The 16169-nt window shown below is 69.4% G+C and carries 9 protein-coding genes; 4 read left to right on the forward strand and 5 right to left on the reverse strand.

What is annotated here, in order from left to right:
• A complete protein-coding gene (locus K2X24_RS13710; RefSeq protein WP_292498945.1) occupies positions 1-2622 on the reverse strand; it encodes a bifunctional acetate--CoA ligase family protein/GNAT family N-acetyltransferase in 2622 nt (873 codons plus the stop codon).
• A gap of 220 nt (positions 2623-2842) precedes the next feature.
• Here K2X24_RS13710 and K2X24_RS13715 point away from each other — a divergent pair, with 220 nt between their 5' ends.
• From K2X24_RS13715 to K2X24_RS13725, 3 genes are all read left to right on the forward strand, one after another.
• Complete coding sequence (locus K2X24_RS13715; RefSeq protein WP_292498952.1) at positions 2843-3460, forward strand: class II aldolase/adducin family protein; 618 nt, start codon at positions 2843-2845, stop codon at positions 3458-3460.
• A gap of 591 nt (positions 3461-4051) precedes the next feature.
• Positions 4052-4546, forward strand: a complete 495-nt coding sequence (locus tag K2X24_RS13720; RefSeq protein WP_292498953.1) for a MucR family transcriptional regulator — start codon at positions 4052-4054, stop codon at positions 4544-4546.
• Positions 4547-4916: 370 nt separating this feature from the next.
• Positions 4917-5723 carry a restriction endonuclease gene (locus tag K2X24_RS13725; RefSeq protein WP_292498946.1) on the forward strand — a complete coding sequence of 269 codons (807 nt, stop codon included), beginning with the start codon at positions 4917-4919 and terminating at the stop codon, positions 5721-5723.
• On the opposite strand, the gene zwf is transcribed toward K2X24_RS13725, so the two are convergent.
• The 3 genes from zwf to K2X24_RS13740 all read right to left on the reverse strand — a co-directional run bounded on the left by zwf (position 5703) and on the right by K2X24_RS13740 (position 12177).
• Positions 5703-7214, reverse strand: coding sequence for a glucose-6-phosphate dehydrogenase (zwf, locus tag K2X24_RS13730; RefSeq protein ID WP_292498947.1), 1512 nt, complete (start codon positions 7212-7214; stop codon positions 5703-5705). The two genes, K2X24_RS13725 and zwf, sit on opposite strands and share 21 nt — an antisense overlap.
• A 164-nt stretch (positions 7215-7378) precedes the next feature.
• Positions 7379-8848: an efflux transporter outer membrane subunit gene (locus tag K2X24_RS13735; RefSeq protein ID WP_292498948.1), complete on the reverse strand. Its 1470-nt coding sequence runs from the start codon at positions 8846-8848 to the stop codon at positions 7379-7381.
• A 23-nt stretch (positions 8849-8871) separates the two neighbouring features.
• Positions 8872-12177: an efflux RND transporter permease subunit gene (locus K2X24_RS13740; protein ID WP_292498949.1), complete on the reverse strand. Its 3306-nt coding sequence runs from the start codon at positions 12175-12177 to the stop codon at positions 8872-8874.
• A gap of 299 nt (positions 12178-12476) precedes the next feature.
• Between K2X24_RS13740 and K2X24_RS13745 the strand changes: the two genes are divergently transcribed.
• On the forward strand, positions 12477-12818 hold the full coding sequence (locus tag K2X24_RS13745; RefSeq protein WP_292498950.1) for an endonuclease domain-containing protein: 342 nt from the start codon (positions 12477-12479) through the stop codon (positions 12816-12818).
• A gap of 185 nt (positions 12819-13003) precedes the next feature.
• Here the strand turns inward: K2X24_RS13745 and K2X24_RS13750 are convergent, their stop codons facing one another.
• Entirely contained in the window at positions 13004-16129 is a 3126-nt protein-coding gene (locus K2X24_RS13750; RefSeq protein WP_292498951.1) for an MdtB/MuxB family multidrug efflux RND transporter permease subunit, read from the reverse strand.
• Positions 16130-16169 lie beyond the last annotated feature (40 nt).

Below are 16169 nucleotides of genomic sequence, written 5' to 3' on the forward strand. Positions count from 1 at the left end.
CTAGAGAGTGAGCGACACCTTCACCACGCCGCCATCCTCCTTGTCGGGGCGGGCGGTGAAGCCGAGTTGCCGGCAGACGGCGAGCATCGGCCGGTTCTCGCGCAGCACCGTGCCCTCCACCCGCGCCAGGCCTTCGACCCGGGCCCAGTCGATCATCAGGCTCATCAGGGCGAGGCCGAGGCCGGTGCCCTTGCGGTCGCCGCGGATGAGGATGGCGTATTCTCCGCTCTCGTGATTGGCGTCCGCGTGCAGGCGAACGGCGCCGAGCATGAGACCGCTGCCCGCGTCGATCGCCACGAAAGCGATGGCGCGGGCGTAGTCGAGCTGCGTGAGCTTGGCCAGGAACGCGTGGTTGAAGTCACGCACCGGCGCGAAGAAGCGCAGTCGCAGGTCCTCCGCGCTCACCGACTGGAAGAAGGTGAGGAACAGGGCCTCGTCCTCGGGCCGCACCGGGCGCACCGTCACGGTCTCGCCCTTCAGGGTCAGCTGGCGCTCCCACTCCACCGGATAGGGCCGGATGGCGAAGCGCGGATGGTAGGCCCCGCGCGAGCGCCGGCCCGTCGCCCCGGGCGCCACCATCACGCGGGCGTCGAGGGCGAGTGCGCCGCGCGCGTCGGCGAGCAGGGGGTTGATGTCGAGTTCGCGCACCTCCGGGCAGTCGGCGGCGAGTTGCGCGAGCTTCACCAGCACCAGGGCCACCGCGTGCCGGTCCACGGCGGGCACGTCGCGGTAGGCGGCCAGCCTCCGGGCGACGCGGGTGCGGTCGATGAGTTCGGAGGCGAGCCGGAGGTCGAGGGGCGGGAGGCCCAGCGCCCGGTCGTCGATGACCTCCACCGCCGTGCCGCCCCGCCCGAACACCACGACGGGGCCGAAGGTCGGGTCCTCGGCGAGGCCCGCGATGAGTTCGCGTTGCTGGCCGCGCCGGATCATCGGCTGGACGGCAAACCCCATGATGCGCGCCTCCGGCGCGAGGCGTCGGGTCCGGGCGATGATATCGGCCGCCGCCGCCCGCACGTCGGCCTCGCTGGTGAGGTCCAGGCGCACGCCGCCGACGTCGGATTTGTGAACGATGTCGGGCGAGACGATCTTGAGGGCGACCGTGCCGCCGCCGGCGATGATGCCCCAGGCGGCGGTGGCCGCCGCGTCGATGTCGGGGGCGAGCGTGAGGGGCACGCTGTCGATGCGATAGGCGGCCAGCAGCTCCGACACCGCCAGGGGGTCGAGCCAGGTCTGGCCGTTGGCCAGCGCCCGGGCCACGATGGCGCGGGCGGTCTCCACGTCCGGCGAGAAGCCGCGGGGCAGCGAATCCGGCGTGCGCATGAGGTCGTCCTGCGCCTCGCGGTAGCGCACGAGGTGCAGGAAGCCCTCGACCGCGTCGGAATCGGTGGGAAAGCGCGGGATGCCGGCCTCCGCGAGGCGACTCGCGGCCCCGGCCTCCTCGCCGATCGTCACCGCGAAGACCGGCTTCTTGCGCGCCCCGCCCCGGCGCACCCGCGTGACGGTGTCGGCGATCGCAGCGGCGACCTCGGTGCTGTCCGAGCGGGCGGTCGGCACGTGCACGGCCAGCACCGCGTCGTTGCCCGGGTCGGCCAGGAGGGGCCCCAGGGCCGCCGCGTAGGCCTCGGGGCCGGCGGCGACGCCGAGATCGACGGGATTGCCGAGGGTACCGGCGGCCGCCAGCGTCCCGCCGCGGTCGGCGAGGCGGTCGGCGGCCAGGGCACCGATGCCGCGCCCGTTGCCGAGGATGGCGAGGCGATGGCCCGGGAAGGGCCGCTGCCGGCCGAGGGTCTCCACGGCGGAGAACATCGCATCAAGGCTGTCGACGGACAGGAGGCCCGCCCGGCGGAAGGCCGCCTCGTAGACGGCGTCGGGCCGCGCCAGGGCGCCCGTATGGGTGGTGATCGGGCGGGACGTCGCCCGATGGCGTCCGGCGCGCAGGATGACGACCGGTTTGGCCCGGGCGGCGGCGCGGGCCGCCGACATGAACTTGCGCGCATCCGTCACCACGTCGAGGGAGAGCAGGATCGCGCGGGTGCGGATGTCGGCGGCGAAGTGGTCGAGGCAATCGGCGACATCGATGTCGCAGGCGATCCCGAGGGACATCACCGCCGAGAAGCCGACGTGGCGCCGGGCCGCCCAGGCCACGATCCCGGCCGCCACGGTGCCGGATTGCGAGACCAGGGCGAGGTCGCCGTCCTTCGGCGGGAGGGCGAGCAGGCTTGCGTCGAGATGGGCCCCGGGAACCGAAAGGCCGATGCTGCCCGGTCCGAGCAGGCGCAGGCCGGTGCGGCGCGCCGCGGCGCGGGCGGCCTCGCAGAGGTCCTCGCCGACGTCCGGCGTGAGGATGATCGCGGTGGAAGCGCCCCTCTGGCCCGCCGCGGCGACGTGATCGGGGATCGCGCCGGCCCCGGTGGCCAGGACGACGAGGTCCGGCGCCTCCGGCAGGTCGGCGAAATCCGCGAAGCGGCCGGCGCCCGAACCGATGCAGCGGATCGGGTTCGGAAAGCCGCCCCGCTCGAGGTTGGCCAGTGCCGCCGCGGCGAGGCCGTCGGGTCCATCCTCGAGCCCGGCGAGCGCGATGGCGCGCGGGGCGGTCAGCGCCTCGAAGCGGTACGTGCTCATCGGACGGACGGCCTCATGAATCGATGACCCTGGATCCGCAGACCCTGACGGACGGTCCGGGTGGGAGCCCGGGACGGGATGTTGCGTCGCACGATGTTATAGACCGGTCGAGCGCCCGATGCAGGGCTTCGCCCAGGAGATTCACATGTCCGAGACCGTTTCCCCGCAAGAGCCCGGCGCGCGCTCCGAGGCGTCCGTCCGCACAGGCATCGTCGCGGCGATGCGGGACCTCATCGGCCTCGGCCTGAGCCAGGGCACCTCCGGCAACGTCTCGGTGCGGTTCGGCGACGGCTTCCTCGTCACCCCGTCGGGCATCCCAGCCGAGCGGCTGCGCCCCCAGGACATCGTCGCGATGTCCTGGGACGGCGCCTTCAGCCACCCCCTCGCCCCGTCGTCGGAATGGCGCTTCCATCGCGACATCCTGTTCGCACGGCCGGAATTCGGGGCGATCGTCCACGCGCACCCGACCCACTGCACGGCGTTCGCCATCTGCGGCCGCGCGATCCCGGCGGTCCACTACATGATCGCGGCGGCCGGGGGCCCGACCATCCGCTGCGCGCCCTACGCGCCCTACGGAAGCCAGGAACTCTCCGACGCCGCCCTCGTAGCCCTCGAAGGCAGGGCCGGTTGCCTGCTGGCCAATCACGGCATGATCGCGGCCGGAACCGGCCTGACCAAGGCTCTCTGGCTCGCGGTCGAGATGGAAGCCCTCTGCCGCCAATACGCCGTCGCCCTGCAAGTCGGCACTCCCGTGATCCTCAGCGACGACGAGATCTGGCGGACGGTGGAACGCTTCAAGTCCTACGGGCCACGCGAGACCACCAGCAACTCAGAGTGATCGACCCTGGCCTCAACCTCGTAATCCGGCGCCCGAGCCTCCACGAAGACCGACGCGACGCGAGGTCTAAGTGGTTTTCCGGCGACACCGCCTTTGGAAAACGTGCGGAAACCCTTCCGGCAATGAAGGCCTCCACGCTCCCAGAGCAATCGCACTTTGTATTTTTGATCCGCGAAAGGTCAGATTTGGCGCTAGACGAACAGATGGCGAAGTTCGTTCGTTGGCCGGTCGTTTCTGAACGTTTCCCGCTCACACCTGAGCCCCTTTCGTTCAAAATAAGACCTAAAACCTGAATCCTAGATCAGTTTCCTATTATTAAATTTGTGGCCGCCACGCCCCGTTGGCGAAGTTCGCGAAAAGCCTGCGAAATCATGGCCGGCTTTCCAGAACGATCACGAATCATTTGAAACTTTTTAGATCATTCTTGTTACTCGACATCCGACAGAGCTGAAACACTGCCGTCCTCTTGCGCTCTTGCTTGCAACATCATAGTAGGCAGTAAGTCACAACCTTGAACTCACAGGCCGACTGCTTGAAGGGTCCGCCGCCCGGGCAGCCGCCATGAATTTCATCGACCATCAGGGGCATAGAATGAATTCAGACCTTGAAACTGCTCCAGACTTCATCGAGCTGGCAGCAGACATCGTCGCGGCATTCGTGAGCAACAACTCGGTTCCGATCGCGGATCTTCCTGCTCTGATCAGCTCGGTCCACGCGACACTGGGCAAGCTCAACCAGTCGGCACCGGAGGAGAAGCCAGAGCCGTTGACGCCGGCCGTCTCGGTCAAGCGCTCGATCACGCCGGACTACATCGTCTGCCTGGAGGACGGGAAGAAGTTCAAGTCGCTGAAGCGCCACCTGCGGACGCGCTACGACATGACCCCCGAGCAGTATCGTACGAAATGGAACCTCGCGAGCGACTATCCCATGGTGGCGCCGAACTACGCCGCCGCGCGTTCGGAACTCGCCAAGAACATGGGTCTCGGTCAGCAGCGCCGTAAGCAGGACAGCGGCCCCGCCGCCGACAGCGAGGCGAAGGTGCCGGCACCGCGCGGCCGCCGTCCCAAGGTGGCCGCCCAGGCCTGAGACGCCTCGTCGAGCCACCCCACGCCGTCATCCGTACGGGGTGCCGCAACGGAGGCCGGAGCTGACCGCTCCGGCCTCCGTTTCGTCTTGTCCACAGCTCATCGGGTGCCCGGACCGGGGCCGTCGAAGACTTGGGCATTGCAAGCGACGGCGGAGAACAACGCTCCGCTCAGCTTCGGCGCGCACCGCCGATCCGCCCGGGCGGGCACGCATTCGGCGATTCTGACCGACGGTCGGGGGCAAGCGGCGCGCTTCCGGCGGAAACGCGCCGCGCCCCGTTAGAGATCATGCAACGCTCGGATGGCACGGTTACGACGAGCACGCCGCCCGCGACGGGCGCGGACGGCGTCTCCGGGGATCGGGCCAACGCATGACGGAGACATCGCGCCTCGTGGCGCGCCTGTTCTGGACGAGCGTGATCGGAGGGTGCCTCGCCTTCTGGTTCGGTCCGCCGGCCGCCGCGGCCACAGGCCTCGCCCTGGCCGCCCTCTTGGCCCACAGGCTCGACCGGCCTCGCCGCATCCGGCGCCTGATCCGCCGGGTGACCCGGCGGCATGCCCGCACCCTCGCCCTGCGGCGGCGCCAGGAATGCTTCGTCGATGCCTACGGGAACCTGATCCAGGACGGGTGGGAGCGCGAGCGCGCCTATTTCGCCGAGCGCAGCGTGGTGCCGCTGCTCGAAACCCACGGACAGGCCGAGATCGACGACGCCCTGTGGGAAGACATCCTCGGAATCATCGAGGCCGTGGCGGCCGGCGTGGACCTGCCCGACGAGAGCGAGGCGCCGGAGGATGGAATCGCCTACGAGCGCTACTGCGCCGCGCAGCTGCGCGAGGCCGGCTGGCAGGCGCGGGCGACCCGGGCCAGCGGAGACCAGGGCGCCGATATCGTCGCCGAGCAGGCCGGCGTCCGCCTCGTGGTCCAGTGCAAGCGCTACGCGAAGCCGGTGGGCAACGGGGCGGTCCAGGAGATCGCGGCGGCGATGCCTTACTGGTCGGGCGACATGGCGGCGGTCGTCTCGAATGCCGGCTTCACGCCGGCCGCGCGCAAGCTCGCCGCCGCCGCCGGGGTGCTGCTGCTCCACCACGACGATCTGGCGGCGCTTCGTCCCGTCCGCCGGGTCGAAGCGCGTCGGACGGGGCGTGGCGCCAAGGGATCAACGCTGGTCGAGCGGTAGCCAGCGATGCCCCTGCCGGGCCAGCAGCGCCTCGGCACCGGCCGGACCGTCGCTGCCGGCGGCGTAGGGCTCCGGGTCCGCGCCGGCCGAGGCCTTGAGCACGGGATCGACGGCGGCCCAGGCCGCCTCGATGCTGTCGGCCCGCTGGAACAGGGTCGCGTCGCCGATCATGCAGTCGTACAGCAGGGTCTCGTAGCCGACGCTCGGCGTCTCACGGAAGAAGTCGCCGTACTCGAAGGCGGCGGTGACCGGGCCGAGATCCATGCGCGGCCCCGGCCGCTTGGCGTTCATGGCGATGTCGAGGCCCTGCTCGGGGTCGATCCGGAAGCGCAGCATGTCCGGCGCCGCGCCGACCCCGGCGAAGGGCGAGGGAACCGGCGCCTTGATGTGCAAGGCGATCTCGGTGACCCGGTCGGTCATTCGCTTGCCGGTGCGCAGGTAGAACGGAACGCCGCGCCAGCGGTCGTTGTCGATAGAGAGCTTCAGGGCGATGTAGGTCTCGGTGCGCGAATCAGCGGCGACGTTCGGCTCGGCGCGGTAGGCGGGCACCGCGTGCCCGTGTTCCGCGCCGGCCGCGTACTGGCCGCGAACGGCATCCGCCGTGGAGACGGGGCGTACCGCCTGGATCAGGCGGGCCTTCGCGTCGCGGACATCCTCGGCGTCCAGGGTCTTGGGCGGCTCCATCGCCACCATGCAGAGAAGCTGGAACAGGTGGTTCGGCACCATGTCGCGCAGCGCCCCTGTGGGCTCGTAGAAGGCGCCGCGTGCCTCGACCCCGATGGTCTCGGCCGCGGTGATCTCGACGAAGTCGATGTGGTCGCGGTGCCAGACCGGTCCGAGCAGGCCGTTGGCGAAGCGGATCGCCAGGATGCTCTGCACCGTCTCCTTGCCGAGGAAGTGATCGATGCGGAAGAACTGCCCCTCGGCGCCCTGCTTCAGGATGCGCGCGTTCAGTGCCCGCGCGGAGTCGAGGTCGCTGCCGAAGGGCTTCTCGATGACGACGCGGCGGAAGGCGCCCGCGCCTTCCGTCAAGAGACCCGCCGCCCCGAGGGCATCGACGATCGGCCCGAAGAAGCGGGCCGAGACCGCGAGGTAGAAGATCACGTTGCCGGACAAGGCTTGAGCGAGGCCCGAGAAGGTCTCGGGGGCGGTGAAGTCGCCCTGGCGGAAGTGCAGGCGCTCGCGGATGAACCCCCAGGCCACCGGATCGATGTGGTCGGGATGGAACTCCGAGGTGCGGTCCGTGGTGAAGGACTGCATCGTGTCCGACAGCGCCTGGCGCCAGCCCTCGTCGGTGTTGGCGTTGTGGTCGACGCCGATGATGCGGACCGCGTCGTCGAGCAGGCCACCGGACGCGAGGTTGTAGAGGGCCGGCATCAGGAGGCGCTTCGTCAGGTCGCCGCCGGCCCCGAAGATCACCAGGGTGCAGGGCGGCGCCTTGGCGACGGGCTCGCCCGTCGCGGCGGCCTTGGGGGGCGGTGTCTGGTCCATGGCCCACGACCTCCAACGTTGGTTGCGGCGCAACACGCCCGCGAAATCCGCTCGTCAACCTGCGGCATCCGGCGTCGTTCCGGCCAAGGTCGTGACAGATCGCGGGAATCGGCTCGGTTCGCTCGGCGGAACCGGCGCGGGCATTGTTCGTCCGTGCGGACGGCCTATTCGTCCGTGCGGACGGCTTGGCCCGAATCCACCGGCAGCCGGGTCTCCTTCAGTTCCTCGCCGCTCGGCAGGCTGCGCACGTCCCAGCCGCCGCCGAGGGCCCGGATGAGGGACACGGCGGTGGTGAAGCGGTTGAGGCGGATCTGCAGGGCGGTGACCTCGTTGTTGAGGGCCAGCGCCTGGGCCGTGACCACCGTGGTGAAGTTCTGGGTGCCGGCCCGGTACTCGTTCAGGGTGATCTCCACGGCGCGCCGCGCCGAGGCGACGGCCTCGTCCTGGGCCACCTGTTGCCGGGCCAGGATGCGCACGCCGGCCAGCCCGTTCTCGACCTCCGCGAAGGCGGTGAGCACGGTCTGGCGGTAATTGGCCACGCTGGCGTCGTAGGCCGCGCGGGTGATGCGCAGCGCCGCCGCGCGGGCGCCGCCGTCGTAGAACACCTCGGAGCCCGCGGCCGCCACCGACCAGACCTGGTTGACCGCCGAGAACAGGCCGTTGGCGGGGTTGCCCGAGATGCCGCCGGAGGCCGAGAGGGTCACGGTGGGGTAGAACGCCGCCACCGCGACGCCGATCTGCTCGCTCTGGGATTGGACGTTGCGCTCGGCCTGCGCGACGTCGGGGCGGCGCTCGAGCAGCGCGGAGGGGATGCCGACCGGGACGGCGGGCGGGCGCACGGCGAGCGGCGCCACCGGCAGGGTCAACGCGGAAGGCGGCCGGCCGACGAGGAGCGCGATGGCGTGCTCGAAGGTGGCGCGCTGGAGGCCGACCGCGATGGCCTGGGCCTGGGTGGTCTGGAGCAGAGTCTGGGCGGTGATGACGTCCGAGCGGGCGGCGACGCCGGCATTGTACTGGTTCTCGGTGATCGCGAGGCTCTTCTTGTAGCCCTCGATGTTCTCGTTGAGCACGCGCTGGAGCGAATCCTGGTAGCGCAGTGTCAGGTAGTTGGTCGCCACCTCGGATTGCAGCGTCAGGCGCACCAGGGCGAGGTCGGCGGCGCTGGCCTGCGCGGTGGCGACCTCGCTCTCGATGTTGCGGCGGATGCGGCCGAACAGGTCGAGCTCCCAGGTCGCCTGGCCCTGGAGCGAGACGTTGGTGCGCTCGATGCCGAGGGCGCGGGACCGCGAGATGCTGGGCGCACCCGTGACCGTGGGAAACAGGGCGGCGCGGGCCTGGGCGACGAAGCCGCGCGCCTGCTCGTAGGCAGCGACCTGGGCGCGCAGGCTCTGGTTGTCGACGTCGACGAGCCGGATGAGCCGGTCGAGGGTGGGATCGCGGAACACCCGCCACCAGTCGCCGCGCTCGGCCCCGTCATTGGGCGCGGCCGGACGCCAGCCCTTGCGGCTCGCCACGTAAGCCGCGCTGTCCTCGCGGGTGCCGCCTTCCTTGAACGCCAGCGGCGTTTCCACGGAGGGGCGAGAGTAGTCGGGGCCGACCATGCAGCCGGACACGAGCCCGGGAAGGCTCAGCATCGCGAGAAATCCGGGGCGCAGCTTCATTCGGCGGGGCTCAACGCGGCGCCCCCGGCCGGCGCCGGTCGGCGGCGCAGCCGGTCGAGATACAGATAGACGACGGGGGTGGTGTAGAGGGTCAGGATCTGGCTCACGATCAGGCCGCCGACGATGGCGATGCCGAGGGGCCGCCTTAACTCGGAGCCCTCCCCGCCGGCGAGGATGAGGGGCAGGGCGCCGAGCATCGCGGCGAGCGTTGTCATCATGATCGGGCGGAAGCGCAAGAGGCAGGCCTCGAAGATCGCCTCCTGCGGGGAGGCTCCGCGCGTGCGCTCGGCGTCGAGGGCGAAGTCGATCATCATGATCGCGTTCTTCTTGACGATGCCGATGAGCAGGAAGACCGCGATCAGCGCGATCACCGTGAATTCGGTGCCCGAGACGAGGAGCGCCAGCAGGGCGCCGATGCCGGCGGACGGCAGGGTCGACAGGATCGTGACGGGGTGGACGAAGCTCTCGTAGAGGATTCCCAGGATCGTGTAGACGGCGAGCAGTGCGGCCAGGATCAGCAGCGGCTGGCGCGAGGAGGATTCCTGGAAGCTCTTGGCCGAGCCCGCGAACTCGCCGTGGATGGTGGCGGGCAGGCGCAGATCCGTCATCGCCGCCTCGATGGCGGCGGTGGCATCCGACAGGCTCTTGCCCGGCACGAGGTTGAACGAGATCGTGGTGGCGACGAACAGGCCCTGGTGGCTCACCTGGACCGGCGCGTTGCCGGTCTCCAGGCGGGCGAAGGCCGAGAGCGGGATCATCGTCTCCTTGGCGCTCGACACCGGCGCGCTCGACGAGGCCCCGCCCTTGCCTCCCGCGATGGCGTTGGCGGCGGCGTTGCGGGCCGAATCGGTGGCGATGGCGGCAGCGCTCGCATCCGCCGTCGCGGACGTGCTCGTGGGGGCCACGGCCCCCGCCACCGTGCCCGCCACCGCGTTGGTGGTGGCCGAGCCCCGCGCCTTGCCGCCGGAGGTCGAGACATAGAGCATCTTCAGGGTGTCGGGGCTCTGGAGGTAGCGGGGGGCGATCTCCATCACGACGTGGTACTGGTTCAGCGGGTTGTAGATCGTCGAGACCTGGCGCTGGCCGAAGGCGTCGTAGAGGGTGTTGTCGATCTTGTCGGGGGTCAGGCCGTAGCGGAAGGCGCTGGCCCGGTCGATGACGAGGCGGCTCTCGAGGCCGCCCTCCTGCTGGTCCGAGGTGACGTCGGCGAAGATCGGGTTCTTCTGCAGGGCCTGAACCAGCTTCGGCGCGGCCTGGTACAGCTCCTCCGACGTGTCGCCCTGAAGGGTGTACTGGTACTGGGCGAAGCTCTGGCGGCCGCCCATGCGCAGGTCCTGGCGGGGGAACAGGTAGAGCCGGGCCCCGGCGACCCGGGACAGCTTCGGGCGCAGGCGCGCCATCACGGCGGTGATCGAATCGCGCTCGCCCCGGGGCTTCAGGCCGACGAAGACGTTGGCCGAGTTGGTGCCGCGCCCGCCCGTGAAGCCGACCACGCTGTCCACGGCCGGATCCGCCTGCACGATGGCGGTGGCCTGCTCCAGCTTCCGCTTCATCGACTGGAACGAGATGCGCTGGTCGGCCTGGATGCCGCCCATCATCTGCCCCGTATCCTGCTCGGGGAAGAACCCCTTCGGCACGATGACGTAGAGGTAGACGTTGAGCCCCACGGTCGCCAGCAGCGAGAGGGCCACGAGCCGCCGGTGCCGCATGGCGACCCGCAGGGTGCGCTCGTAGCCCGCCAGCATGCGATCGAACCCGACCTCCAGTCCGCGCACCAGCCAGTTCGGCCGGGCCTTGCCGTGCAGGGCCTCGCCATGCGGGGCCTCGCGCCGCAGCAGGAGCGCGCACATCATCGGCGTGGTGGTGAGCGAGAGCACCAGGGAGATCAGGATCGACAGCGAAAGGGTGACGGCAAATTCCTGGAACAGGCGCCCCACGATGCCGCCCATCAGCAGGATCGGCAGGAACACCGCCACCAGGGACAGGCTCATGGAGATGACGGTGAAGCCGACCTCGCGGGAGCCGAGCAACGCCGCCTCGACGCGGGGCCTGCCCTTCTCGATGTGGCGCTGGATGTTCTCAAGGACCACGATGGCGTCGTCGACGACGAAGCCCGTGGCGATGATCAGCGCCATCAGCGAGAGGATGTTGAGGCTGTAATCCAGCAGGTACATCGCCGAGTAGGTGCCGACGATGGAGATCGGCACGGCGACCGCCGGGATCAGGGTGGCGCGGCCGGAGCGCAGGAACAGGAACACCACGAAGATGACGAGGACGACGGCGATGACCAGCGTTTCCTCGGTTTCCGCGAGCGAGGCCCGGATGGTGGCGCTGCGGTCGCCCGTGATCGTGAGGTCGATGTCGCCGGGCAGCGCCGCCTTCACCTGCGGGATCGCCGCCTTGAGCCCCTTGATCGTCTCGACGACGTTCGAACCCGGCTGCTTGTAGATGAACAGGATCACGCCCGGCTTGCCGTTGACGAGGCCGAGGTTGCGCCGGTCCTCCACGGAATCCTCGATGGTGCCGACATCGGTGAGGCGTACGGCGGCACCGTTCCGATAGGCCACCACGAGGTCGCGGTAATCGGCGGCCACGCGGCCCTGGTCATTGGCGTAGAGCTGGTAGTGGCGCGTTTCGGTCTCGATCGCGCCCTTGGGGGAGTTCGCGTTGGCGGAGGCCAGGGCCGCCCGGATGCCCTCCAGGCCGATGCCGTAGTTGAACAGGGCGGTCGGATCGAGGGCCACCCGCACCGCCGGCAGGGACGAGCCGCCGATGTCGACGTTCCCGACCCCCGGGAGCTGGGACATCTTCTGCTGCACCACCGTGGCGGCGGAATCGTAGAGCTGGCCCGGCGTCAGGGTATCGGAGGTGAGCCCCAGGATCAGGATCGGCGCGTCGGCCGGGTTGAACTTCCGGTAGGTCGGGTTCGAGCGCAGCGCCGTGGGCAGGTCGGCCCGCGCGGCATTGATCGCCGCCTGAACGTCCCGCGCCGCACCGTCGATGTCCCGGTTCAGGCCGAACATCAGCACGAGGCGCACCGAGCCGAGCGAACTCGTCGAGGTCATCTCGGTGACGTCGGCGATGGCACCCAGGCGCCGCTCGAGGGGCGCCGCCACGGTGGTCGCCATGGTCTCCGGCGAGGCGCCGGCCATCTGCGCCTGAACCAGGATGACAGGGAAATCCACCTGGGGCAGCGGCGCCACCGGCAGCTTCATGAAGGCGAAGATGCCGGCGAGCAGCACGCCGATGGTGAGCAGCGTGGTGGCGACGGGCCGCCGGATGAACGGCTCGGAGACGTTCATCGGGAACATCTCGCGGATCGCGAGCCCCGGCGTATTCCCTCGGCCGATTGATCCGCACCGAATCTCCCGCTGCTTGTAGAAGAGGGACAGGGTGAGGTGTGGTCCACCTCCGGAGAGGTCACCCACCTCACCCTGTCCCTCGCCTTACAGGAGAGGGGATCTGCGCTGCCGGCGGAATTCCGGAGGGCGATGTCTCCCTGGTGATGACGGTACGCCGACGGGACGTCCATCTGATATAGGATGCCGGACATTCGCCGAAGGCGCGGCGCCTCGGACTCGCGTGCGCACGAGGTGAGACGGTGAGCCGAGCGAGCGCACTTCGAATGAACGCGACGGCCGCCGAAGCCAAGCTCTGGGCGGCTCTTCGGGGCGGCCGCCTGAGTGGCTGGAAATTCCGCCGGCAGCATCCGATCGATCGCTTCGTCGCCGATTTCGTCTGCTTGAAGGTGAAGCTGGTCGTGGAGGTCGATGGAGCGACCCATTCGAACTCGGCCGCGCTGGATCGTGATGCCGAGCGAACGCGCATCATAGAGGCCGCCGGGTTTCACGTAATCCGCGTCGGCAACGCGGACATCAGGGACAATCTTGACGGCGTACTGGAAACCATCCTGGCGCACATGATGGCCCGGACGCATCCGTAGCGTCGAAAGTTCGGCTCCCGTGCAGGCGTAAGGCGCACCCGAGCTCCCTCTCCTGGAAGGAGAGGGTTGGGGTGAGGTGTGGTCCATCTCCGGAGAGGTCACGCACCTCACCCTGTCCCTCTCCTTACAGGAGAGGGGACCCGCGCTGCCTGCGAAACCTTTCGTCCGTGTTCGGTGGGCGCTGCTCACGGCAACGCCTCGACGCTGCCGGCGCCGCCTTCGCGGCGGCCGGAGAGGCGGCGTTCCAGGCGGTCGAAGGCGAGGTAGATCACCGGGGTGGTGAAGAGTGTCAGCACCTGGCTGACGATGAGGCCGCCCGCGATGACGATGCCGAGCGGCTGGCGCAGTTCCGAGCCGACACCGGTACCGACGATGAGCGGCACCGCCGCGAACAGGGCCGCCAGCGTCGTCATGAGGATCGGTCGGAAGCGCAGGATGCAGGCCTCGTAGATAGCGTCCCTTGGGCTCAAACCCGCCTCGCGCTCGGCCTGGAGCGCGAAGTCGATCATCATGATCGCGTTCTTCTTCACGATGCCGATGAGGAGCACGATGCCGATGATCGCGATGATGTCGAGGGAGAGCCCGAACAGCATCAGCCCGATGAGCGCCCCGATGCCGGCCGAGGGCAGCGTCGACAGGATGGTGATCGGGTGGATGAAGCTTTCGTAGAGCACGCCGAGGACGATGTAGACCGTGACGATGGCGGCGAGCACCAGGAAGAGCTGGTTCGAGAGCGCCGACTGGAAGGCGAAGACCGAGCCCTGGGGCACGACACGGAAGCTCGGCGGCAGGTCGATCGACTGGCGCGCCGCCTCCACCGCCGAGACGGCGTCGCCCAAGGCCGCGCCGGGCGCGAGGTTGAACGAGACGGTGGTGGCGGGAAACTGCCCGAGATGGCTGATGAGCAGGGGCGCCCGCCGCTCGCTGACCTGGGCCACCGCCGAGAGCGGGACCTGGCCCGAGGCGACCGTGGAGGACGGCAGGTAGATGTGGTCCAGGCTCTCGATGGTCTTGTGCAGGTCCGGATCGGCCTCGAGGATGACCCGGTACTGGTTCGATTGGGTGAAGATCGTCGAGATGATGCGCTGGCCGAAGGCGTCGTAAAGCGCGTTGTCGACGGTGGCGGGCGTGATGCCGTAGCGCCCGGCGGTCGGCCGGTCGATGGTGATGTAGGCGGCCAGCCCGCTCGCCTGCAGGTCGCTCGCGACATCCATGAGGAGCGGCGAGGCCTGCAGCGCCCGCACGAAGCGCGGCACCCAGGTCTCGAACTCCGTCAAGTTCGGGTTCTCCAGGATGACCTGGTACTGGGTCGCGCCCACCGCCGTGTCGATGGTGAGGTCCTGCACCGACTGCAGATAGAGGCGGATGCCGACCACACCGGTGGTGGCCGCCTTCAGCCGCTCGATGATCTCGGGCGCGCGGGCCGTGCGCGTCTCCTGCGGCTTCAGGTTGATGAGAAAGCGGCCGGAATTCAGGGTGACGTTCTGGCCGTCGATCCCGATGAAGGAGGACAGGCTCTGCACGTCCGGGTCCTTCAGCACGATGGCGGCGAGGCGCTGCTGGCGCTCGGCCATGGCGGCGTAGGAGACGGTCTGGTCGGCCTGGGTGACGCCCTGGACGACGCCGGTGTCCTGCACCGGGAAGAACCCCTTCGGGATCACCACGAACAGGTAGGCGGTGAGCGCGATCGTCCCGAGGGTGACGACGAGGGTCAGCGTCTGGTGGCGCAGCACCACCCGCAGCATGCGGCCGTAGCCCGCGATGATGCCGTCCATGCCGCGGCGGGCGGCACGGGCGATGAAGCCCTCGCGGCGCTCGGCCACGCCGGGGACGTGCGCCTTCAGCAGGCGCGCGCACAGCATCGGCACGAGGGTGAGCGAGACCACCGCCGAGATGATGATGGTGGCCGCGAGCGTGATCGCGAATTCGTGGAACAGGCGCCCGACCACGTCGCCCATGAACAGGAGCGGGATCAGCACCGCGATCAGCGAGACGGTGAGCGAGATGATGGTGAAGCCGATCTCGCGGCTGCCCTTCAGCGCGGCTTCGAGCGGCGAGTCGCCCTCCTCCACGTGGCGGGCGATGTTCTCGATGACCACGATGGCGTCGTCGACCACGAAGCCGGTCGCGATGGTGAGCGCCATCAGCGAGAGGTTGTCCAGGGAGAAGCCGTAGAGGTCCATGATCGCGAGCGAGCCGATCAGCGACAGGGGCACCGACAGGCTCGGGATCAGGGTCGCGGAGACGCTGCGCAGGAACAGGAAGATCACCAGCACCACGAGGCCGATGGCCAGCGCCAGCTCCACCTGCACGTCGTGCACCGAGGCCCGGATGGTGGTGGTCCGGTCGGTGAGCACGGTGACGCCGATGGCGGCCGGCAGGGTCGCCTGGAGCTGGGGCAGCAGCGCCTTGATCTTGTCGACGGTACTGATGACGTTGGCGCCGGGCTGGCGCTGGATGTTCAGGATGACGGCGGGCGTCTCGTCCATCCAGGCGCCGAGCTTGGTGTTCTCGGGGCCGTTGACCACGTCGGCCACGTCCGAGAGCCGGACCGGCGCGCCGTTCTTGTAGGCGATGATCGCGTCGTCATAGGCCTTCGGGTCGCGGATCTGGTCGTTGGCGTTGATGGCGTAGGACTGGGTCGGGCCGTCGATGGTGCCCTTGGGCGTGTTGACGTTGAGGTTGGTGACCGTGGTGCGCAGGTCGTCGATGTTGAGGCCGTAGGCCGCGAGCGCCCGGGCGTTGAAGCGGATGCGCACGGCCGGACGCTGGCCACCGCCGGTGCTGACGAGGCCGACGCCGGCCACCTGGGAGATCTTCTGCGCCAGCCGCGTCTCGGCGAGATCGCGCACCTCGGTCAGCGGCAAGGTCTTCGAGGTCAGGGCCAGGGTCAGGATCGGCGCGTCGGCCGGGTTGACCTTGGCGTAGATCGGGGGTGCCGGCAGGTCGGAGGGCAGGAGGTTGCCGGCCGCGTTGATCGCCGCCTGGACCTGCTGTTCGGCGATGTCGAGGGGTAGATCCAGGCTGAACTGCAGGGTGATGACCGAGGCGCCGGCCGAACTCTGCGAGGTCATCTGGTTCAGGTTGGCGAGCTGTCCGAACTGCCGCTCGAGGGGAGCCGTTACCGCCGAGGTCATCACCTCGGGGCTGGCGCCCGGGTAGAAGGTCTGGACCTGGATCGTCGGGTAATCGACCGACGGCAGGGCCGAGACCGGCAGGTTCAGGTACGACACCATGCCGACGAGCAGGATCGCCAGCATGAACAGCGTGGTGGCGACCGGGCGCAGGATGAAGAGGCGAGACGGGTTCATCGGGCGAGAAACTCACTCGGCCGCACGTCTCGCAATCCAG

It is taken from the genome of Methylobacterium sp. (genome assembly GCF_019750675.1).
Classification (GTDB): domain Bacteria; phylum Pseudomonadota; class Alphaproteobacteria; order Rhizobiales; family Beijerinckiaceae; genus Methylobacterium.

What these genes read in the sequence shown, in the direction of transcription:
- K2X24_RS13715 (WP_292498952.1), top strand. Translation starts at nt 2,843, where the DNA reads ATGCGGGACCTCATCGGCCTCGGCCTGAGCCAGGGCACCTCCGGCAAC.
- K2X24_RS13720 (WP_292498953.1), top strand. Translation starts at nt 4,052, where the DNA reads ATGAATTCAGACCTTGAAACTGCTCCAGACTTCATCGAGCTGGCAGCA.
- K2X24_RS13710 (WP_292498945.1), bottom strand. Translation starts at nt 2,622, where the DNA reads ATGAGCACGTACCGCTTCGAGGCGCTGACCGCCCCGCGCGCCATCGCG.
- K2X24_RS13735 (WP_292498948.1), bottom strand. Translation starts at nt 8,848, where the DNA reads ATGCTGAGCCTTCCCGGGCTCGTGTCCGGCTGCATGGTCGGCCCCGAC.
- zwf (WP_292498947.1), bottom strand. Translation starts at nt 7,214, where the DNA reads ATGGACCAGACACCGCCCCCCAAGGCCGCCGCGACGGGCGAGCCCGTC.
- K2X24_RS13740 (WP_292498949.1), bottom strand. Translation starts at nt 12,177, where the DNA reads ATGAACGTCTCCGAGCCGTTCATCCGGCGGCCCGTCGCCACCACGCTG.
- K2X24_RS13750 (WP_292498951.1), bottom strand. Translation starts at nt 16,129, where the DNA reads ATGAACCCGTCTCGCCTCTTCATCCTGCGCCCGGTCGCCACCACGCTG.
- K2X24_RS13725 (WP_292498946.1), top strand. Translation starts at nt 4,917, where the DNA reads ATGACGGAGACATCGCGCCTCGTGGCGCGCCTGTTCTGGACGAGCGTG.